At 73.4% G+C, this 15,192-nt stretch carries 14 protein-coding genes and 1 pseudogene; 8 read left to right on the top strand and 7 right to left on the bottom strand.

Annotated features, from left to right (window positions below):
• Positions 1–93: 93 nt before the first annotated feature.
• On the bottom strand, positions 94–1,221 hold the full coding sequence (locus ACVW19_RS14630) for a GlxA family transcriptional regulator (RefSeq protein ID WP_457459833.1): 1,128 nt from the start codon (positions 1,219–1,221) through the stop codon (positions 94–96).
• 71 nt (positions 1,222–1,292) lie between these two features.
• On the opposite strand from ACVW19_RS14630, the gene ACVW19_RS14625 reads away from it, so the two are divergent.
• Positions 1,293–2,675 (top strand): MFS transporter, encoded by a 1,383-nt coding sequence (locus ACVW19_RS14625; protein ID WP_457459832.1) that lies wholly within the window; start codon positions 1,293–1,295, stop codon positions 2,673–2,675.
• 15 nt (positions 2,676–2,690) lie between these two features.
• Here the strand turns inward: ACVW19_RS14625 and ACVW19_RS14620 are convergent, their stop codons facing one another.
• Positions 2,691–3,893: a flavin-containing monooxygenase gene (locus ACVW19_RS14620; RefSeq protein WP_457459831.1), complete on the bottom strand. Its 1,203-nt coding sequence runs from the start codon at positions 3,891–3,893 to the stop codon at positions 2,691–2,693.
• Between the two features lie 148 nt (positions 3,894–4,041).
• Here ACVW19_RS14620 and ACVW19_RS14615 point away from each other — a divergent pair, with 148 nt between their 5' ends.
• Positions 4,042–4,656, top strand: coding sequence for a GNAT family N-acetyltransferase (locus ACVW19_RS14615; protein ID WP_457459830.1), 615 nt, complete (start codon positions 4,042–4,044; stop codon positions 4,654–4,656).
• 72 nt (positions 4,657–4,728) lie between these two features.
• Here ACVW19_RS14615 and ACVW19_RS14610 read toward each other — a convergent pair whose 3' ends face one another.
• The 3 genes from ACVW19_RS14610 to ACVW19_RS14600 all read right to left on the bottom strand — a co-directional run bounded on the left by ACVW19_RS14610 (position 4,729) and on the right by ACVW19_RS14600 (position 6,746).
• Positions 4,729–5,397 carry a pyridoxine/pyridoxamine 5'-phosphate oxidase gene (locus ACVW19_RS14610; RefSeq protein WP_457459829.1) on the bottom strand — a complete coding sequence of 223 codons (669 nt, stop codon included), beginning with the start codon at positions 5,395–5,397 and terminating at the stop codon, positions 4,729–4,731.
• Between the two features lie 42 nt (positions 5,398–5,439).
• A complete protein-coding gene (locus tag ACVW19_RS14605) occupies positions 5,440–5,865 on the bottom strand; it encodes a pyridoxamine 5'-phosphate oxidase family protein (protein WP_457459828.1) in 426 nt (141 codons plus the stop codon).
• Positions 5,866–6,110: 245 nt separating this feature from the next.
• A complete protein-coding gene (locus tag ACVW19_RS14600; RefSeq protein ID WP_457464613.1) occupies positions 6,111–6,746 on the bottom strand; it encodes a TetR family transcriptional regulator in 636 nt (211 codons plus the stop codon).
• Between the two features lie 134 nt (positions 6,747–6,880).
• Here ACVW19_RS14600 and ACVW19_RS14595 point away from each other — a divergent pair, with 134 nt between their 5' ends.
• The 3 genes from ACVW19_RS14595 to ACVW19_RS14585 all read left to right on the top strand — a co-directional run bounded on the left by ACVW19_RS14595 (position 6,881) and on the right by ACVW19_RS14585 (position 10,975).
• The gene (locus ACVW19_RS14595; RefSeq protein WP_457459827.1) at positions 6,881–7,750 is read left to right on the top strand and encodes a VOC family protein; all 870 of its coding nucleotides are present in this window, start codon (positions 6,881–6,883) and stop codon (positions 7,748–7,750) included.
• Positions 7,751–7,968: 218 nt separating this feature from the next.
• Entirely contained in the window at positions 7,969–10,335 is a 2,367-nt protein-coding gene (locus ACVW19_RS14590) for an outer membrane protein assembly factor BamB family protein (RefSeq protein ID WP_457459826.1), read from the top strand.
• 52 nt (positions 10,336–10,387) lie between these two features.
• The gene (locus tag ACVW19_RS14585) at positions 10,388–10,975 is read left to right on the top strand and encodes a hypothetical protein (protein WP_457459825.1); all 588 of its coding nucleotides are present in this window, start codon (positions 10,388–10,390) and stop codon (positions 10,973–10,975) included.
• 122 nt (positions 10,976–11,097) lie between these two features.
• On the opposite strand, the gene ACVW19_RS14580 is transcribed toward ACVW19_RS14585, so the two are convergent.
• Both ACVW19_RS14580 and ACVW19_RS14575 read right to left on the bottom strand, forming a co-directional pair.
• Positions 11,098–11,295, bottom strand: a complete 198-nt coding sequence (locus ACVW19_RS14580) for a hypothetical protein (RefSeq protein WP_457459824.1) — start codon at positions 11,293–11,295, stop codon at positions 11,098–11,100.
• Between the two features lie 205 nt (positions 11,296–11,500).
• Positions 11,501–12,364, bottom strand: a complete 864-nt coding sequence (locus ACVW19_RS14575; RefSeq protein WP_457459823.1) for a UbiA family prenyltransferase — start codon at positions 12,362–12,364, stop codon at positions 11,501–11,503.
• A 46-nt stretch (positions 12,365–12,410) separates the two neighbouring features.
• Between ACVW19_RS14575 and ACVW19_RS14570 the strand changes: the two are divergent.
• The 3 genes and pseudogenes from ACVW19_RS14570 to ACVW19_RS14560 all read left to right on the top strand — a co-directional run bounded on the left by ACVW19_RS14570 (position 12,411) and on the right by ACVW19_RS14560 (position 15,161).
• Positions 12,411–13,603 (top strand): annotated as a pseudogene (locus ACVW19_RS14570) (type III polyketide synthase).
• Positions 13,600–14,133 carry an isoprenylcysteine carboxyl methyltransferase family protein gene (locus ACVW19_RS14565; protein WP_457459822.1) on the top strand — a complete coding sequence of 178 codons (534 nt, stop codon included), beginning with the start codon at positions 13,600–13,602 and terminating at the stop codon, positions 14,131–14,133. Before ACVW19_RS14570 ends, ACVW19_RS14565 begins: the two are co-directional and overlap by 4 nt.
• Positions 14,130–15,161 (top strand): NAD(P)/FAD-dependent oxidoreductase, encoded by a 1,032-nt coding sequence (locus ACVW19_RS14560; RefSeq protein ID WP_457459821.1) that lies wholly within the window; start codon positions 14,130–14,132, stop codon positions 15,159–15,161. The genes ACVW19_RS14565 and ACVW19_RS14560 overlap by 4 nt, the downstream gene beginning before the upstream one ends.
• The last annotated feature ends 31 nt before the right edge of the window (positions 15,162–15,192 follow it).

Raw genomic sequence — 15,192 nt, 5'->3', positions numbered from 1 at the left:
GCGGTGCCGCCGAGCTCGGGACCGAGCGGCACCGCACCGCCGTCGACGTCAGAGGGGGGCGATCGCCGTCGCCGTTGGTGTGCCGCGGACGGATCAGGGTCCCGGAGTGGTGGGGATCTGGAGTCCCGTAGGGCGGCGGCCGTTTTCTCCACAGGCTGTGGACAACTTTTCCGACCGGTGCGCGCTCCCGTCCCCGTCCCGGAACGTCCTCCGGTACGCGGACGGCGTCACCCCCAGTGCCGCCTGGAAGTGCTGCCGCAGTGACTGGGCGGTACCGAAACCGGCGTCACCGGCCACCCGGTCCATGGACAGATCCGTGGACTCCAGCAGGTGCCGGGCCCGCTCCACCCGCTGCCGGGTGAGCCACTGCCCCGGACTGACACCGGTCTCCGCCCGGAAGCGACGGGTGAAGGTGCGTACCGACATCGACTCCTGGGCGGCCATGTCGCGCAGCAGGATCGGCTCGTGCAGCCGGCCCAGCGCCCAGGCGCGGGCGCCCGTCGTGGACGCCTGCTGCTGATCGGGCACCGGCCGCTCGATGTACTGTGCCTGCCCGCCGTCGCGGTGCGGCGGTACGACCGTGCGGCGGGCCACGTCGTTGGCCACGGCGACACCGTGGTCGCGCCGCACCATGTGCAGGCACAGGTCGATACCGGCCGCGACGCCGGCGGAGGTCAGGATGTCGCCGTCGTCGATGAACAGCACGTCCGGGTCGACGTCGACGCGGGGGAAGAGCCGCTGGAAGCGCTCGGCGTCCGCCCAGTGCGTGGTCGCGGGACGGCCGTCGAGGAGGCCGGCGGCGGCGAGGACGTAGACGCCGGTGCAGATGGAGGCGAGCCGGGTGCCGGGGCGGACGCGGGCGAGGGCGGCGGCCAGTTCGCCGGTCAGCGCGCCCCGCTCGTACACCGGGCCGAGCTCGTAGGAGGCCGGGACGATCACCGTGTCGGCGGTGGCGAGGGCCTCCGGGCCGTGGACGACGTGGATGGCGAAGTCGGCGTCGGTCTCGACCGGCCCGGGCGGCCGGACGGAGCAGGTGACCACCTCGTACAGCGGCCGCCCCGCGGCGTCCCGGGGGCGGCCGAAGACGCGGTGCGGGATGCCCAACTCGAAGGGGAGCAGCCCGTCCAGGGCGAGGACGACGACACGATGGGGCCTGAAGGTGTCGGCGCCGATGTCGGTGTCGGTGCCCGGGGCGCTGGAGGCGGAGCCGGCCGATCTCATGGCCCGATCCTAGCGAACGCTGTCCTTCAGGCCACTCGATACGACAGGCCGGTTTCCGGAAGCTCTATGGCGTGACCCAGACAAGCAGGACGGCCGACGCCGTGGAGCGTCCCGGCGACGGGCTGCGACAGCGCGGCCTTCGGTTCCGGGCTCCTCGCCCCCGCATCCACCGCGCGTGGTTCGTCGCCGCCGTCACCTTCGTGACGATCATCGGGGCCGCCGCCTTCCGTTCGGTGCCGGGACTTTTCATCGACCCGCTGAACGAGGAGTTCGGCTGGTCACGAGGGACCATCGGCGCCGCGGTCTCCGTCAACCTCGCGCTGTACGGGCTCACCGCCCCCTTCGCGGCGGCGCTGATGGACCGCTACGGCATCCGGCGGGTCGTCGCGGTGGCGCTGACCGTGATCGCGCTCGGCTCGGGGCTGACGGTGTGGATGACGGCGGCGTGGCAGCTCCTGCTGTGCTGGGGTCTGCTGGTGGGCCTGGGCTCCGGCTCCATGGCGCTGGCGTTCGCCGCGACCGTCACCAACCGATGGTTCACCGAACGCCGGGGCCTGGTCACCGGCATCCTCACCGCGGCGTCCGCGTCCGGACAGCTGATCTTCCTCCCCGTGCTGTCCTGGATCGTCGAGCGGCACGACTGGCGCCCGGCGGCCGTCACGGTGGCGCTCGCCGCGCTCGCGACCGTCCCCTTCGTCTGGCTGCTGCTGCACGACCACCCGGCCGACGTGGGCCAGAAGCCTTACGGTGCAACGGAGTTCGTACCCAAGCCCGCACCCGTCCCCGGCGCCGCCCGGCGCGCGCTCGAGGTGCTGGCCTCGGCGGTGCGCACGGGCCCGTTCTGGCTGCTCGCGGGCACCTTCGCGATCTGCGGCGCCTCCACGAACGGCCTGATCCAGACCCACTTCGTACCCGCCTCCCACGACCACGGCATGCCGATCACCGCCGCCGCCTCCCTGCTGGCCGTCATCGGGGTGTTCGACGTCGTCGGCACGGTGGCCTCCGGCTGGTTCACCGACCGCTTCGACGCGCGCCGCCTGCTCGCCGTCTACTACGCCCTGCGCGGCATCTCCCTGCTCTTCCTGCCCATCCTCCTGGCCCCCACGGTCCAGCCCCCGATGATCTTCTTCATCGTCTTCTACGGCCTCGACTGGGTCGCCACCGTCCCGCCCACCCTCGCGCTGTGTCGCGAGCACTACGGCGACGACAGCCCGATCGTCTTCGGCTGGGTCCTCGCCTCCCACCAGATCGGCGCCGCCCTCGTCGCCTTCCTCGGCGGTGTCGCACGGGACGTCTTCGGCTCCTACGACGTGGTCTGGTACGCCTCCGGCGCCCTGTGCGCGACAGCGGCCCTGATGGCCCTGGTCATCCGCCGCCGACCACCGGCCGGTGCCGCGACCGCACAGCCGGGCCACCGAACTGACGTGGCGTCAGAAGCGGCCGGGAAGGGCTGAGTCGACGGTCGAAAGTCATCGGGGGAGCCGGGAGACCCCCGGTGCCCCGTGGCGGGTCACCGCCTTGGCTATCTTCTCCGCGTCGATGGCCAGCTCGCGGAGGTTGCCGCTGATCGGGTTGGTGAAGCCGGTGAAGTACAGGCGTGGGGCGTGGGGCGGGGTGCCGGCGCCGCGGGCCACCGGTCTGCCCCGGTCGTCGAGGACGCCGAGGTGGCCGACGAGCCCCTCCAGTCCGCGGACGTACCCGGTGGCCGCGATCACCGCGTCGGGGCCGACGCGGGTGCCGTCGGCGAGGGTGACCTTGCCGTCCTCGAAACCCGCCACGGCGGCCACGATCTCCACCCTGCCCCGCCGTACGGCGTCGACCAGCCCGACGTCCTGCACGGGGATGGCGCCCTCCAGCACCCTGCTGTAGAGGCCCTTGTCGGGGCGCGGCAGGCCCTGGGCCGAGAGGTCGGGCAGCGCCACCTTGGCCTGCGCCCGGGACAGCCGGTCCACGAGCCCGACCGGCAGCCGGCGCACCAGGACGGCAGAGTGCTGGGCGGGCCAGCCCGCGGTCGAGCGGCGCACGACGTGCGGCACGGTACGGACCGAAAGCCGCACCCGGGAGGCGCCGCCCTCCACCAGGTCGACGGCGATCTCCGCGCCCGTGTTGCCGATCCCCGCGACGAGGACGTCCCGGCCGGCGAAGGGCTTCGCGTTGCGGTACTCGGACGCGTGCAGGAACTCGCCGGTGTAGGTCTCCCGGCCGGGCCATTCGGGCAGGCGGGGCGTGTGGTTGAAGCCGGTGGCGATCACGACCGCGGCGCCGGTCAGCTCGCGGCCCCCGGTGGCGCGCAGCAGCCAGCCCGTGTCGTCGGGGGTGCGCTCGACACGGGAGACCTCGACACCGGTGACGATCTCGAGGCGGTGGTGCTCGGCGTACTTCTCCAGGTACCGGACCATGTCGTCACGGGCCACCCACCGCCCGAACCGGCGCGGTATCGGCAGACCGGGCAGCGCGGACAGGCGCCGCGTGGTGTGCAGGCGGAGTCGGTCGTAGTGGCGCCGCCAGGACGATCCCACGTGCTCGGACCGTTCCAGGACGACGGCCCGCACGCCCCGGGCGCGCAGCGAGTACGCGACGGCGAGTCCGCCGGGACCACCGCCGACGACGTAGACGGGGCGGTCTTCCCGGGGCGGTGCGGCGGGGTTCGGGGGCGTGGTGGAGTCGGCCATGAGCGCGAGCGTAATCACGCATCAGGTTGATGGGTATCGGTCAAGACCGAAATTGGTTGCGGATTGATCACGTATGGAGGGGTGGGGGCGGAACCGGACACGAGGAAATCCGGTGTCCCGGCCGACCGCGCAGGTTTGAATGACCCGTATGGCTGATACGCATACGCACCCGCGCTCCTTGCGGTCCCTCCCCGAACTCCACGGCCACGGCCTGCACCTGCGCCCCTGGGACCCGGCGTCCCGGTCCGACGCCGAGGTGTGGCTGCGCGGCACCACGGATCCGGAGTTCAACCGCTGGAACACCCCGCTCCGGCCGGTCACGGACGTCGCGGGCGCCCGGGAGGCGCTGCGCAAGAGGGCGCAGTGGACCGAGGACGGCACGACCGTGTCCTTCCGGATCGCCGACGCGGACACCGGTACGCCACTGGGGCACATCGGTGTCAACGACGTCCGGCCGGTGCAGGGATTGGGCATGGTCGGCTACTGGGTGCTGCCCGAGGCCCGCCGCCGGGGCGTGGCCACCCGGGCGCTGCTGCTCGCCGCGCGGTGGGCGTTCACCGAACTCGGCCTGCACCGGCTCGAACTGGACCACGCGGTCGAACACGAGGTGTCCTGCCGGGTCGCCGAACGGTGCGGGTTCCTTCCCGAGGGGATCCTGCGAGAGGCGATGTTCGCGGAGGGCAGCCACGACGCCTTCCGTGACTCCCACCTGCACGCCCGCCTCGCCACGGACCCGGAGCCTGCCCCACCGAAGGGCTGCTGAAGACCCGTCGAAGGGTCACCCGGGACCCGTCGAAGGGTCACCCGGGACCCGTCGAAGGCCCCACCGCGCACCTCACGGCCAGAGCAGTTCCCGCGTCCAGCCTTCCCGGGACGAGCGGCGGTAGCGCAGCCGGGTGTGGCGGCGGAGGGCGTCGCCCTGGAAGAACTCCACCTCGTCCGGGCGCAGGCGGTACAGGGTCCAGGACGGTGCCGGGGTGTCCGGCTCCCGCCGGGCCCGCTCCCAGGCGGCCTCCGAGGCGCGGGCCAGTTCCCCGGGCGAGCCGAGGACCTCGCTCTGGCGGCCGGTGAGCGCGGCGGCCAGCGCCCCGGTCGAACGGGCGTGCAGATCGGCCTGCGCCTCCTCGGCCGGGGCGGTGTCGACGGGCCCGCGGACCCGGACCTGGCGGCCCAGCACCGACCAGTAGAAGGCCAGCGCGGCATACGGGCGGGCGGCGAGGTGACCGCCCTTGCGGCTGTGGGCGTGGGTCGCGAAGGACCAGCCGTCCGCGTCCGCGCCGTGCAGCATCACGATCCGCACGTCGGGCAGCCCCTCGGCGTCCGCCGTGGCCAGCGACACGGTGTGCGGCTCGGGCTGACCGGCCGCCACCGCCTCGGCGAACCACCGGGTGAACAGCGGCAGCGGCTCGGTGGGGGTGGCGGCCTGGTCCAGTTCCGGCAGGTCGGTGACCTCCGGGTCCCACACCCGCAGTGACTTCAGCAGCTCATGAAGATCGGTTCCCATGTTTCGATCCTGCCCGTCCGTCGGGTCCTCACCGGGTCGCTCTCACAGGGAGCCCAGGTCGGACGAGACCCAGCGCTCGGGACGCATGCGCAGGACGACCTGCTCGCCGTGGTCCTTCCACGCGGCGGAGACATAGCCCTCGACCTTCTCGGCCGGGAGGTAGCGGGCGGAGATCTCCCGGAGCTGTTCGAGGGTGGCGGGGGTGGTCTCGACGACCGGCCCCTCGACCGAGACGTACCGGACGGTGGGTTCGACACGGTCGACCATGAGGGAGAACCGGCCCGCCGTGCCGATCAGCCGGTTCTTGCGGGAGTCGAGTCCGGTCATGACCCATACGTCCCCGCCGGGGGCGTACTGGTACCAGATCGGCACGGTGAGCGGGGCGCGTCCGGCTCCCGCGTCGACCGCCAACGCGGCGACACGGGGCTCGGCCAGGAACTGTTCGCGTTCTTCGCGGGTCAGGGCCATGGGGGGTTCCTCCTGCGATGTCTGCGTCCGGGCGAGCGCACCCGGAGGTTGTGCGTATGACGCTACAGCGGATATGCGATTCCGCCCTGAGGAGACAGCTCCTCAGCCGGGTCGACGGCGGAACTGCCGAGGTGGCGTGACATGCGACAGGCGGTGGTTCACCGGAGTGAACCACCGCCTGTCTGACAGGACGCGGGTGCGGAACGAGGCACCGGGGAAGGGGGGAAGGGCCGTTGGTCGTCCACCTACTTCGTCGGCTTCTTGCCGGTGATGCCCAGGTGGACCAACAGGGCCAGGTTGGGTTTGAGTTCGGCCTGCTTCACGCCCCAGGAGGTGAAACCTTTCTGGTGCAGGGTGACCGCCGCGAGCATGGTGACCAGGGAACCGGCCACCGCGGCCGGGTTCACGTCCTTGTCGATCCGGCCCTTGGACTGCAACTCGGCGACGGCGTCCGTGAGGGAGCCGTTCACCGAGTTGAGGACCTTCATGCGGATCTTGTAAAAGCGCTTGTCGCCCTCGGCGGCGCCGAGGTCGACGACTCGCAGGATCGCGTCGTTCTTCCGCCAGAAGTCCAGAAAACCGTCGACAAGTTCCTGTGCCGTCTGCCAGCCCGCCTTGCCGACCCAGGAGCGGCCCTCCAGGAGCTCGCTCAACCCGGCACTGTCGGCGGCCACTTGGTCGGCGATCTCGAGGACGGCACCCTCGACGTCCGGGAAGTACTGGTAAAAGGTCGCGGGCGAAGTCCCCGCCCTGCGGGCCACATCGATGACTTTGACATCCCGGTAGGGGGAGGAGCTGAGCATCTCGCTGAGGCAGTCGAGCAGCTTCTGCCGGGTCGCCTGCCCACGCCGGCCGGCCACGCGGCCGTCGACGGTACGCACTTGTCCTGTCATGACGTCAGCTTACCGACGGGCGATCGGAGCGCGATTCGGCCGACTGCAAATGGGGTGCGCGGGTCCTTGACGCCTGGTGTGCCTGGTCTGCGCGGTGCGTGCGGCACGGCTAGTTTGGCTGTATGGCCGGAAACGCCGGAAACGCCGGAAACGCAGAAAACGGGGCATCGGAGTACGCGGAGGGCACCCCTTGCTGGGTCGACGCGCAGCTTCCCGACGTGGAGGCGGGCAAGCGGTTCTACGGCGAGCTCTTCGAGTGGACGTTCGAAGACCAGCCCGAGCAGCCCGAGTGGCCCGCCCCGGCCTCGCAGCCCGCACCGGCTGTGTCCTCGGGGCCGTCGGGGCCGTCGGGCCCGGCACAGGCTTCCCCGCCCCTGGGAACCGTACGGGCGCTGCTCGACGGTGAGCCGGTGGCGTCCCTCGCGCACAAGACGGACGGCCGGCTCCCCACCGTCTGGACGGTGTCCTTCGCGACCCCGGACGTCGGCGCGCTGTGCCGACGGATCGTCGCGGCCGGCGGGCAGCTCGTCTCGGCGCCGCGTCCGGTCGGCGGACTCGGCGTCACCGCACTCGTCACCGACCCCGAGGGTGCCGTGTTCGCCCTGTGGCAGCCCGGCGACCGCCCCGGCTTCGGGCGCCGGTACGAGCGGGGAAGCTTCGCCTGGGCCGAGCTCTACACCCGGGACACCGAGGCGGCCAACGCCTTCTACGGCAATCTCTTCCACGACGCCCTGTTCGGGGAGGGCGTCGAGCCCGACTTCGGCCGTGCCCCGGTCTCCGACGTCTTCCCGGTCGAGATGCCGCCCCACTTCCTCGTCCACTTCGCCGTCGAGGACCCCGCGGCCACCATGGCGGAGGTGACCCGGCTCGGCGGCCGCGTCCAGGTCCCGCCCTTCGACACCTCCTACGGCACGGTGGCCGTGGTCACCGACGACCAGGGCGCGTCCTTCGCCCTCCTGGCCCGCCGGCCCGCTGCCCCGACGGCCCGCTGACCCGGCGGCCCGTCGGCCGTCCCGGTGGGTTCTTGACTCCCCGTCCGTCCCATTATTTTGCATATAAGACTAGACACCCCCTATGTCGTCGGGTTCGCAACCGGCGCTCCGGACAGGAACAATCGGGGTGCGTGCCGCCACGGGGCTGCGGTGGTGAGACGCTGCACTTCGGTCGCGTACAGGTGGTGGCGCGACTCGTACGGGGAGGTGGCAGGCAAGTGGTGGATCAGCTGACGCAGCACGATCCGCGGCGTATCGGGCCGTTCGAGGTGCTGGGACGGCTGGGGGCCGGCGGGATGGGGCTGGTCTATCTCGCGCGCTCGGCGTCCGGGCGGCGCGTGGCGATCAAGACCGTCCGGACCGAGCTGGCGGAGGACCAGCTGTTCCGCGTCCGCTTCACCCGCGAGGTGGAGGCGGCCCGCGCGGTCTCCGGGTTCTACACCGCGGCCGTGGTGGACGCCGATCCGCGCGCCGCCGTGCCCTGGCTGGCCACCGCGTACGTCCCCGCGCCCTCCCTCGAGGAGATAGTGAACGAGTGCGGGCCGATGCCGGCCCAGGCGGTGCGCTGGCTGGCGGCCGGTGTGGCGGAGGCGCTGCACTCCATCCACGGTGCCGGACTCGTCCACCGCGACCTCAAGCCGTCCAACGTCCTCGTCGTCGAGGACGGCCCCCGGGTGATCGACTTCGGTATCGCCTCCGGCGTGTCGAACACCCGTCTGACGATGACGAACGTCGCCGTCGGCACCCCCGCCTACATGTCCCCCGAGCAGGCCAAGGACTCCCGCAGCGTCACCGGCGCCAGCGACGTGTTCTCGCTCGGTTCCACCCTGGTCTTCGCGGCCACCGGGCACGCCCCGTTCCACGGCGCGAACCCGGTCGAGACGGTCTTCATGCTGCTGCGCGAGGGCCCGGACCTGGACGGCCTCCCGGACGAGCTGCGTCCGCTGATCGAGTCCTGTATGCAGATGGAGGCCTCGGCCCGGCCCAGCCCCGCCGACCTGCAGTCCCAGCTCGCCCCGCACCTGTTCGGCTCCGGCTCCGACGACAGCGGTACGGCCTCCGCGTGGCTGCCCGAGCGGGCGGTGAGCCTGATCGAGGGGCGCCGGGGCGGCCGCACGCCCGCCCGCCCCGCCCCCGCGGGGGGCCGCAGCGTCGGCGCCGCCCGCCCTCCGGTCCCGCCCCCGCCCTCGCACGACCCCGTGATCCCGCCGCCGCACCCGCCCGTGCCGGTCGGCGCCCCCGACACCGGCCCGGTCCGGCTGGCCGGCGCCCCGGTGCCCATCGGCCCCGGCCCGCGCGTCGCCGACGTCCGCGCCGCCGCCGTCAAGGCGCCCCCGCCGGAGGCCGCCCTCGCCGCCTCCTGGTCCAAGCCCCGCCCCGGCGTCAACGGCGCCGACCCCGCCGTCCCCGCGGCCGTGGCGCCGCCCGTGCCGCCCCTGCCGCCGGAGCAGCCGAGCGGCTGGCGGCCGTGGCGTTTCCGGATGTCCAACGACGTCTGGGGCACCCCGTCCGTCGCCGACGACCTCGTCTACGTCACCTCCTTCGAGGTGCACGCCCTCGACGTGGCCACCGGCCGCCGCCGGTTCAAGACCCGGGACGTCGCCTGGTCGATGGCGGTCGCCGACGGCCGTATCCACGCATCCGACGGCCCCACCCTGTTCGCCCTGGACGCCCGTGAGGGCGGCGATCTGTGGCGGCTGTCCACGGACGCCTGGGTGTACTCCCTCCAGGCCGACCACGGCACCGTCGTCACCGGCACCCGGGGCGGCGGCGTCCAGGCGTGGGAGGCCTCCACCGGCCAGAGGCTGTGGGAGGTCACCGGCTGCCAGAGCGACTTCGAGACCCCGGAGGCCGGCCCCGCCGTCCACGACGGCACGGTCTACGTCTGGCAGGACGCCCGCCTGCGCGCCCTGGACGCCCGCACGGGTGACGAGCGCTGGTCGTACCCCATCGGCGACGCGGCCTCCTGCGGCGGCGTCCCGGTCCGCCTCACCCACGCCTCCGACGGGTACGTGTACGTCTCCGCGGGCACCCGCGTCCTCGCCCTGGACGTCGCCGGCGGGCACGTCCGCTGGCACTTCGAGGCGCCCGCGGTCTTCCTCTCGCAGCCCACCTTCGTCTCCGGTCCGGCGGTCACCGGCGGAGGCGTCTATCTCGCCGACTACCTCGGCACGGTCTACGCCCTCGACGCCGCCGACGGCCGCGACCGCTGGCGCATCGCCACCGAGGCCCGCGCCTCGATCGAACCGGTCCTGGTCGCCGCGGGCCACGTCCACGTCGGCAGCGGCAAGGGCCTCTACACACTGGACGCCGTCACCGGCACGCCCAAGTGGCGCTTCCAGGCCGGCGGCGACATCGTGGGCGCCCCCGCGGTCGCCGAGGGCCGCATCCACTTCGGCTCCACCGACCACCTGCTCTACACGCTGAAGGCCGACGACGGCCGCCTGAGATGGAAACTGGCGACCGGTGGTGAGATCACCGGCTCCCCGGTCGTCCGGGACGGCGTCGTCTACGCGTGCAGCAAGGACCGCTGCGTCTACGCCCTGGACGCGGAGAAGGGGACGGGGACGGCGCGTACGACGTGACGGTCGCCGGATAGTGACGTGCTCGTGACAGGGGCTGGATAGTCTTCCGGGCATGCAGTCACGGGGGAACACTCTCAAGCTCACGGCGGTGGCGGCGCTGGTCGTCCTCACCCTCACCGGTTTCTCGACCGGCCGCGGTCACGGCCGCGGCGGTGGCGGCGGGGACGGCGGTGGCGGGTGCAGCAGTTCGTCGCAGAACCACGACTCGTCGCCGAAGTCCGGCGGCGGAAGCCACCGCGACGACGATGACGACGACGATTACTACGACGGCTATTACGACAACAACTACGACAACAACTACGACAGCGGCACCGACACGGGCGGCGGCAGCACCGGCGGGAGCAGCGGGAGCTCCTCCTCGTCCCTCCGGGACGCGACCGTGGAACTGCTGAGCTGCGCCTCGAAGACGGTCCCGTACGCGACCGTTCGCGTCACCAACCCCAATGCCGTCGACGGCGTCTTCACCGTCACCGTCGACTTCGAGGACAGGGCCGGGCGCACGGTCGCCTCCCCGGTGCAGCGGGTCGCCGTGGCCGCCGACGATACGGCGACCGCGCGGGTGAAGGTCGGCGGCGACCGCAAACGCGCCGCCCGGGTTTCCGCCTGCGACCCCGACCCGTACGCCCCGGCCACCCGCTGACCCGCTCGGCCCCGCGCCCGTCCCGGGCGAGGCCGGCGGACGAGGCGTGCGCACACGGCTGGGCCGCGACGGCTCCCCCTCCGCGCCGTCGCGGCCCAGCTGTCTCCCCGTGCGGGTGCGGTCTACCGGGTCGGCTTGAACGGCTCCGACGTGGCGTGGATGTCCTTGGTCTCCAGGGGCTCGTCGGTGGCGTGGATGTCGCCCTGGGTGGTCGCGCCGCCATCCGTGGCCTTGGGGGCCTTGGGGTCCGCGCTCTTCGTGTCGAGCGGCTCCGAGGTGGCGTGGGTGTCCTGCGGCTTGACGACCTGCTCGTCACTCATGATTCTTCGGTCTCCCCTGTGTGGTGTTCGTCGTCATGAGGCCCGCCCGGGCATTCCCCCGAGGACGACCGGACGGGCCTTTCAGCCGCTCAACCCTGGTGGGCCGGTACAGCGGCCTCCGGTGACGACCCGTCTGCCCCCCGACACGACGGATCGACTGACTCCACGATGGCGCCCGGCGATAAACGAATGATGAACGCCGGCGTCAAGCAGCCATGTCCGAGCCCCGGAGCAGGAGCTGCGCCACGGCCGTGCCGGCCACCACGACCGCCGCCCGGAACGGCCACCGGCTCCGGTCCGCCGACGGTACCGCCGTACCCGCGACCGCGACGATCCCGCCCGCCGCCCCCAACGCCCACCCCGGCCTCCCCACCGCCCCGGGCGGCCCCGCGACGACCACCAGCACGGCCGCCGCCATCACGCACGGAGCCAGCCACCGGCAGACCGGGCGGCCCAGCCGTTGCGGCAGTCCGCGTACGCCGGTCGCCAGGTCGTCCTCGATGTCCGGAAGCACGTTCACCAGGTGTGCCCCCACACCCAGCAGCGCCCCCGCCGCCACCGCCCACCACGCGGGCCGGGACGGCGACGGCAGACCGAGAACGACGAAGGCCGGCAGTGAGCCGAAGCCCACGGCGTAGGGCAGCGGCGAGAGCACCGTGCGCTTCCACCGCAGGTTGTAGGCCCAGCCCGCGGCCACGCCCGTGAGGTGCGCCGCACCCGCCACGACGCCGCTCAGCAGCGACAGCGGTACGCACAACGCCAGGGCCGTTCCCGCCGCGGCGGCCGCCACCCGCGGCGGGAGCGTGCCGGCGGCGACCGGTTTGTCGCCCCGCCCGCAGTCCATGTCGCGCCGCGCGTCGACGGCGTCGTTGCACCAGCCCACCGAGAGCTGACCGGCCAGCACCGCCGCACCCACCGCCGCCGATCCCGCCGGTCCGCGGCCCGCCGCCACGGCCAGAGCGGTCACGAACACCGTCACGGCGACCGTCGGCTCCGGATGGCAGGAACGCAGCAACACCGGGACCCGGCGCGTCGAGCGTCGGAGGGCCCCGGACGGGTGGAGAGACACGTACGCAAGGTAATCAGGCAGCCGACGCGGGGGAGGTATGACCGACATGCGTGTCCCCCTGATCGCCGACCCTGCCTCCTCGACCGCCGTCCCGCGCCGGACGGCCGCGCCATCCGCGCCATCCGCGCCATCCGCGGCCTCTGCGATTGCCGCCGTCCACACCGCGCTGCCGCCGCACCGATACGCCCAGGCCGACCTGACCGAGCCGATCGGCGACCTGTGCCTGCCCCCGGGCGCGGACCGCGCCGTACTGCGCCGCCTGCACGCCTCCGCAGGCGTACACACCCGGCACCTCGCCCTGCCGATCGAGCGGTACGCCGGTCTGAGGGACTTCGGCTGCGCAACGACGCCTGGCTGGCGGTCGGCCTCGAACTGGGCGAGGAAGCCCTCACCGGCGCGCTGAGGAAGGCGGGGCTCGCACCGGCCGACGTCGACCTGCTGGTGTGCGCCTCCATCACCGGCGTCGCCGCCCCCTCGCTCGACGCCCGGCTGGCGGGGCGCGTGGGGCTGCGGCCCGACGTCAAGCGGCTTCCGGTCTTCGGCCTGGGCTGTGTGGCGGGCGCCGCCGGCCTCGCGAGGGTGCACGACCACCTGCGCGGTCACCCCGACGACACCGCGGTGCTGCTCACCGTCGAACTGTGCTCGTTGACGCTCCAGCACCGTGACGACCGCCGCGCCAACCTGGTCGCCGGCGCCCTGTTCGGCGACGGCGCGGCGGCACTCGTCGCACGCGGCGCCGGCGGCGCCGGCGGGAGGGGGAGCGGGGGCGGGGGGAACAGCGGTGGACCGGACGCGGCCGGCCCCGTCCCCTCGGTCGTCGCCACACGCAGCCACCTCTACCCGGACACCGGATCTCTCCTCGGGTGGGACATCGGAGCCGGCGGCTTCCGCGTCGTGATCGACGCCGGGGTGCCCGGCGTCGTCCGCGACCACCTCGGCCGGCACGTGCGCGCCTTCCTCGCGGAACACGGCCTCACCACCGGCGACATCGGAACCTGGGTGTGCCATCCGGGAGGCCCCAAGGTCCTCTCCGCCGTCACCGACGCCCTCGGCCTGCCCGGGGACGCCCTGGAGTCCGCGCGGTGCTCCCTCGCGACGGCGGGAAACATGTCCTCGGTCTCGGTCCTGCACATCCTGCAGAGCATCCTGGAGGCCCGCCGCCCCGAACCCGGCACCTGGGGCCTGCTCCTGGCGATGGGCCCGGGCTTCTGCTCCGAACTCGTCCTGCTGCACTGGTGAGCGCCCCCGTGCAGTGGTGGTACGTACTCCTGGTCCTCGCCGTCGCCGCCGAGCGCGTCGCCGAACTCGTCGTCGCCCGGCGCAACGCGGCCTGGACCCTCGCCCGCGCCGGTGTGGAGCACGGCCGCGGCCACTACCCCGTCATGGTCGCCCTGCACACGGGCCTGCTCGCGTGCTGTCTGCTCGAACCCGTACTCGTCGGCGGCCGGCCGTTCCTCCCCGCTCTCGGCCTGCCCATGCTGGCGCTCGCCGTACTGTCCCAGGCCCTGCGCTGGTGGTGCGTCAGCACTCTCGGCCCCTACTGGAACACCCGCGTCATCGTCGTCCCCGGAGCACGCCTGGTCGGGGCGGGCCCCTACCGTCTCCTGCGCCACCCCAACTACGTCGCGGTCGTCGTGGAGATCGTCGCGCTGCCCCTGGTGCACTCCGCATGGCTGACCGCGACGGTGTTCACCCTCGCCAACGCGATGCTGCTCACGGTCCGGATCCGCTGCGAGAACACGGCCCTGACCCAGGCGGTCCCCGCGTGAACGGCACCCACGACCTGCTGATCGTCGGAGGCGGACCCGCCGGCCTCGCCACCGCCCTGCACGCCGCGCGCGCCGGACTCGACGCCGTCGTCGCCGAGCCCCGCCGGGCCCCGGTCGACAAGGCGTGCGGCGAGGGCCTGATGCCCGGTGCCGTCCGCGCGCTCGCCGCCCTCGGCCTGGACGTCCCCGGCCACCCCATCACCGGCATCCGTTACGTCCAGGGCCCCCGCAGGGTCCAGGCCGCCTTCCGGTGCGGCCCCGGCCTCGGCGCCCGCCGCACCGGCCTGCACAGCGCCCTGCACCGGGCCGTCCTGGACGCGGGAGTGCCCGTGCTGCCCCTGAGGGTGGGGGAAGTACGGCAGGACACCACGGGCGTGACCGTCCCCGGCACCGGCCTGCGCGCCCGCTGGCTGATCGCCGCCGACGGCCTGCACTCACCCGTCCGCCGCTCCCTCGACCTGGACGTGCGCACCACGGGGACCCCCCGTTACGGCCTGCGCCGCCACTACGCGGTGCCCCCCTGGTCCCCCTACGTGGAAGTCCACTGGGGGCCCCACGCGGAGGCCTACGTCACCCCGCTCGGCCCCGCCCTCGTGGGTGTCGCCCTCCTGACCACCCGGCGGGCTCCCTTCGTCACCCATCTGAGGGCGTTCCCCGAACTCGCCGCCCGTCTCCCCGCGCAAGCGGCCGTCACCGCGGTGCGCGGCGCCGGCCCCCTGCGCCAACGAGCCCGCACCCGCGTCCACGGCCGGGTCCTCCTGGTCGGTGACGCCGCCGGCTACATCGACGCGCTGACCGGTGAGGGCATCACCCACGCCCTCACCGGCGCCGAGGCCCTGGTCGCCAACGTCCGCCGGGGCACCCCGGACCACTACGAGACCGACTGGAGACGAGCCACCCGCCGCCACCGCCTCCTGACCGACCTCCTGGTCAGGGCCCGCCAACACCCCGCCCTCGGCCATCGCATCACCCCCGCGGCCACCCGTCTGCCCCACCTCTTCGCCGCAGCGGTGAACGCCCTGGCGTGAGCCCGGCCGCCGGAGCGACCGGTGTCACACG

The organism is Streptomyces sp. TE5632 (assembly GCF_054061295.1).
Note: the sequence above shows the minus strand (reverse complement) of the source record. Positions and strands in the feature narration are given on the sequence as shown.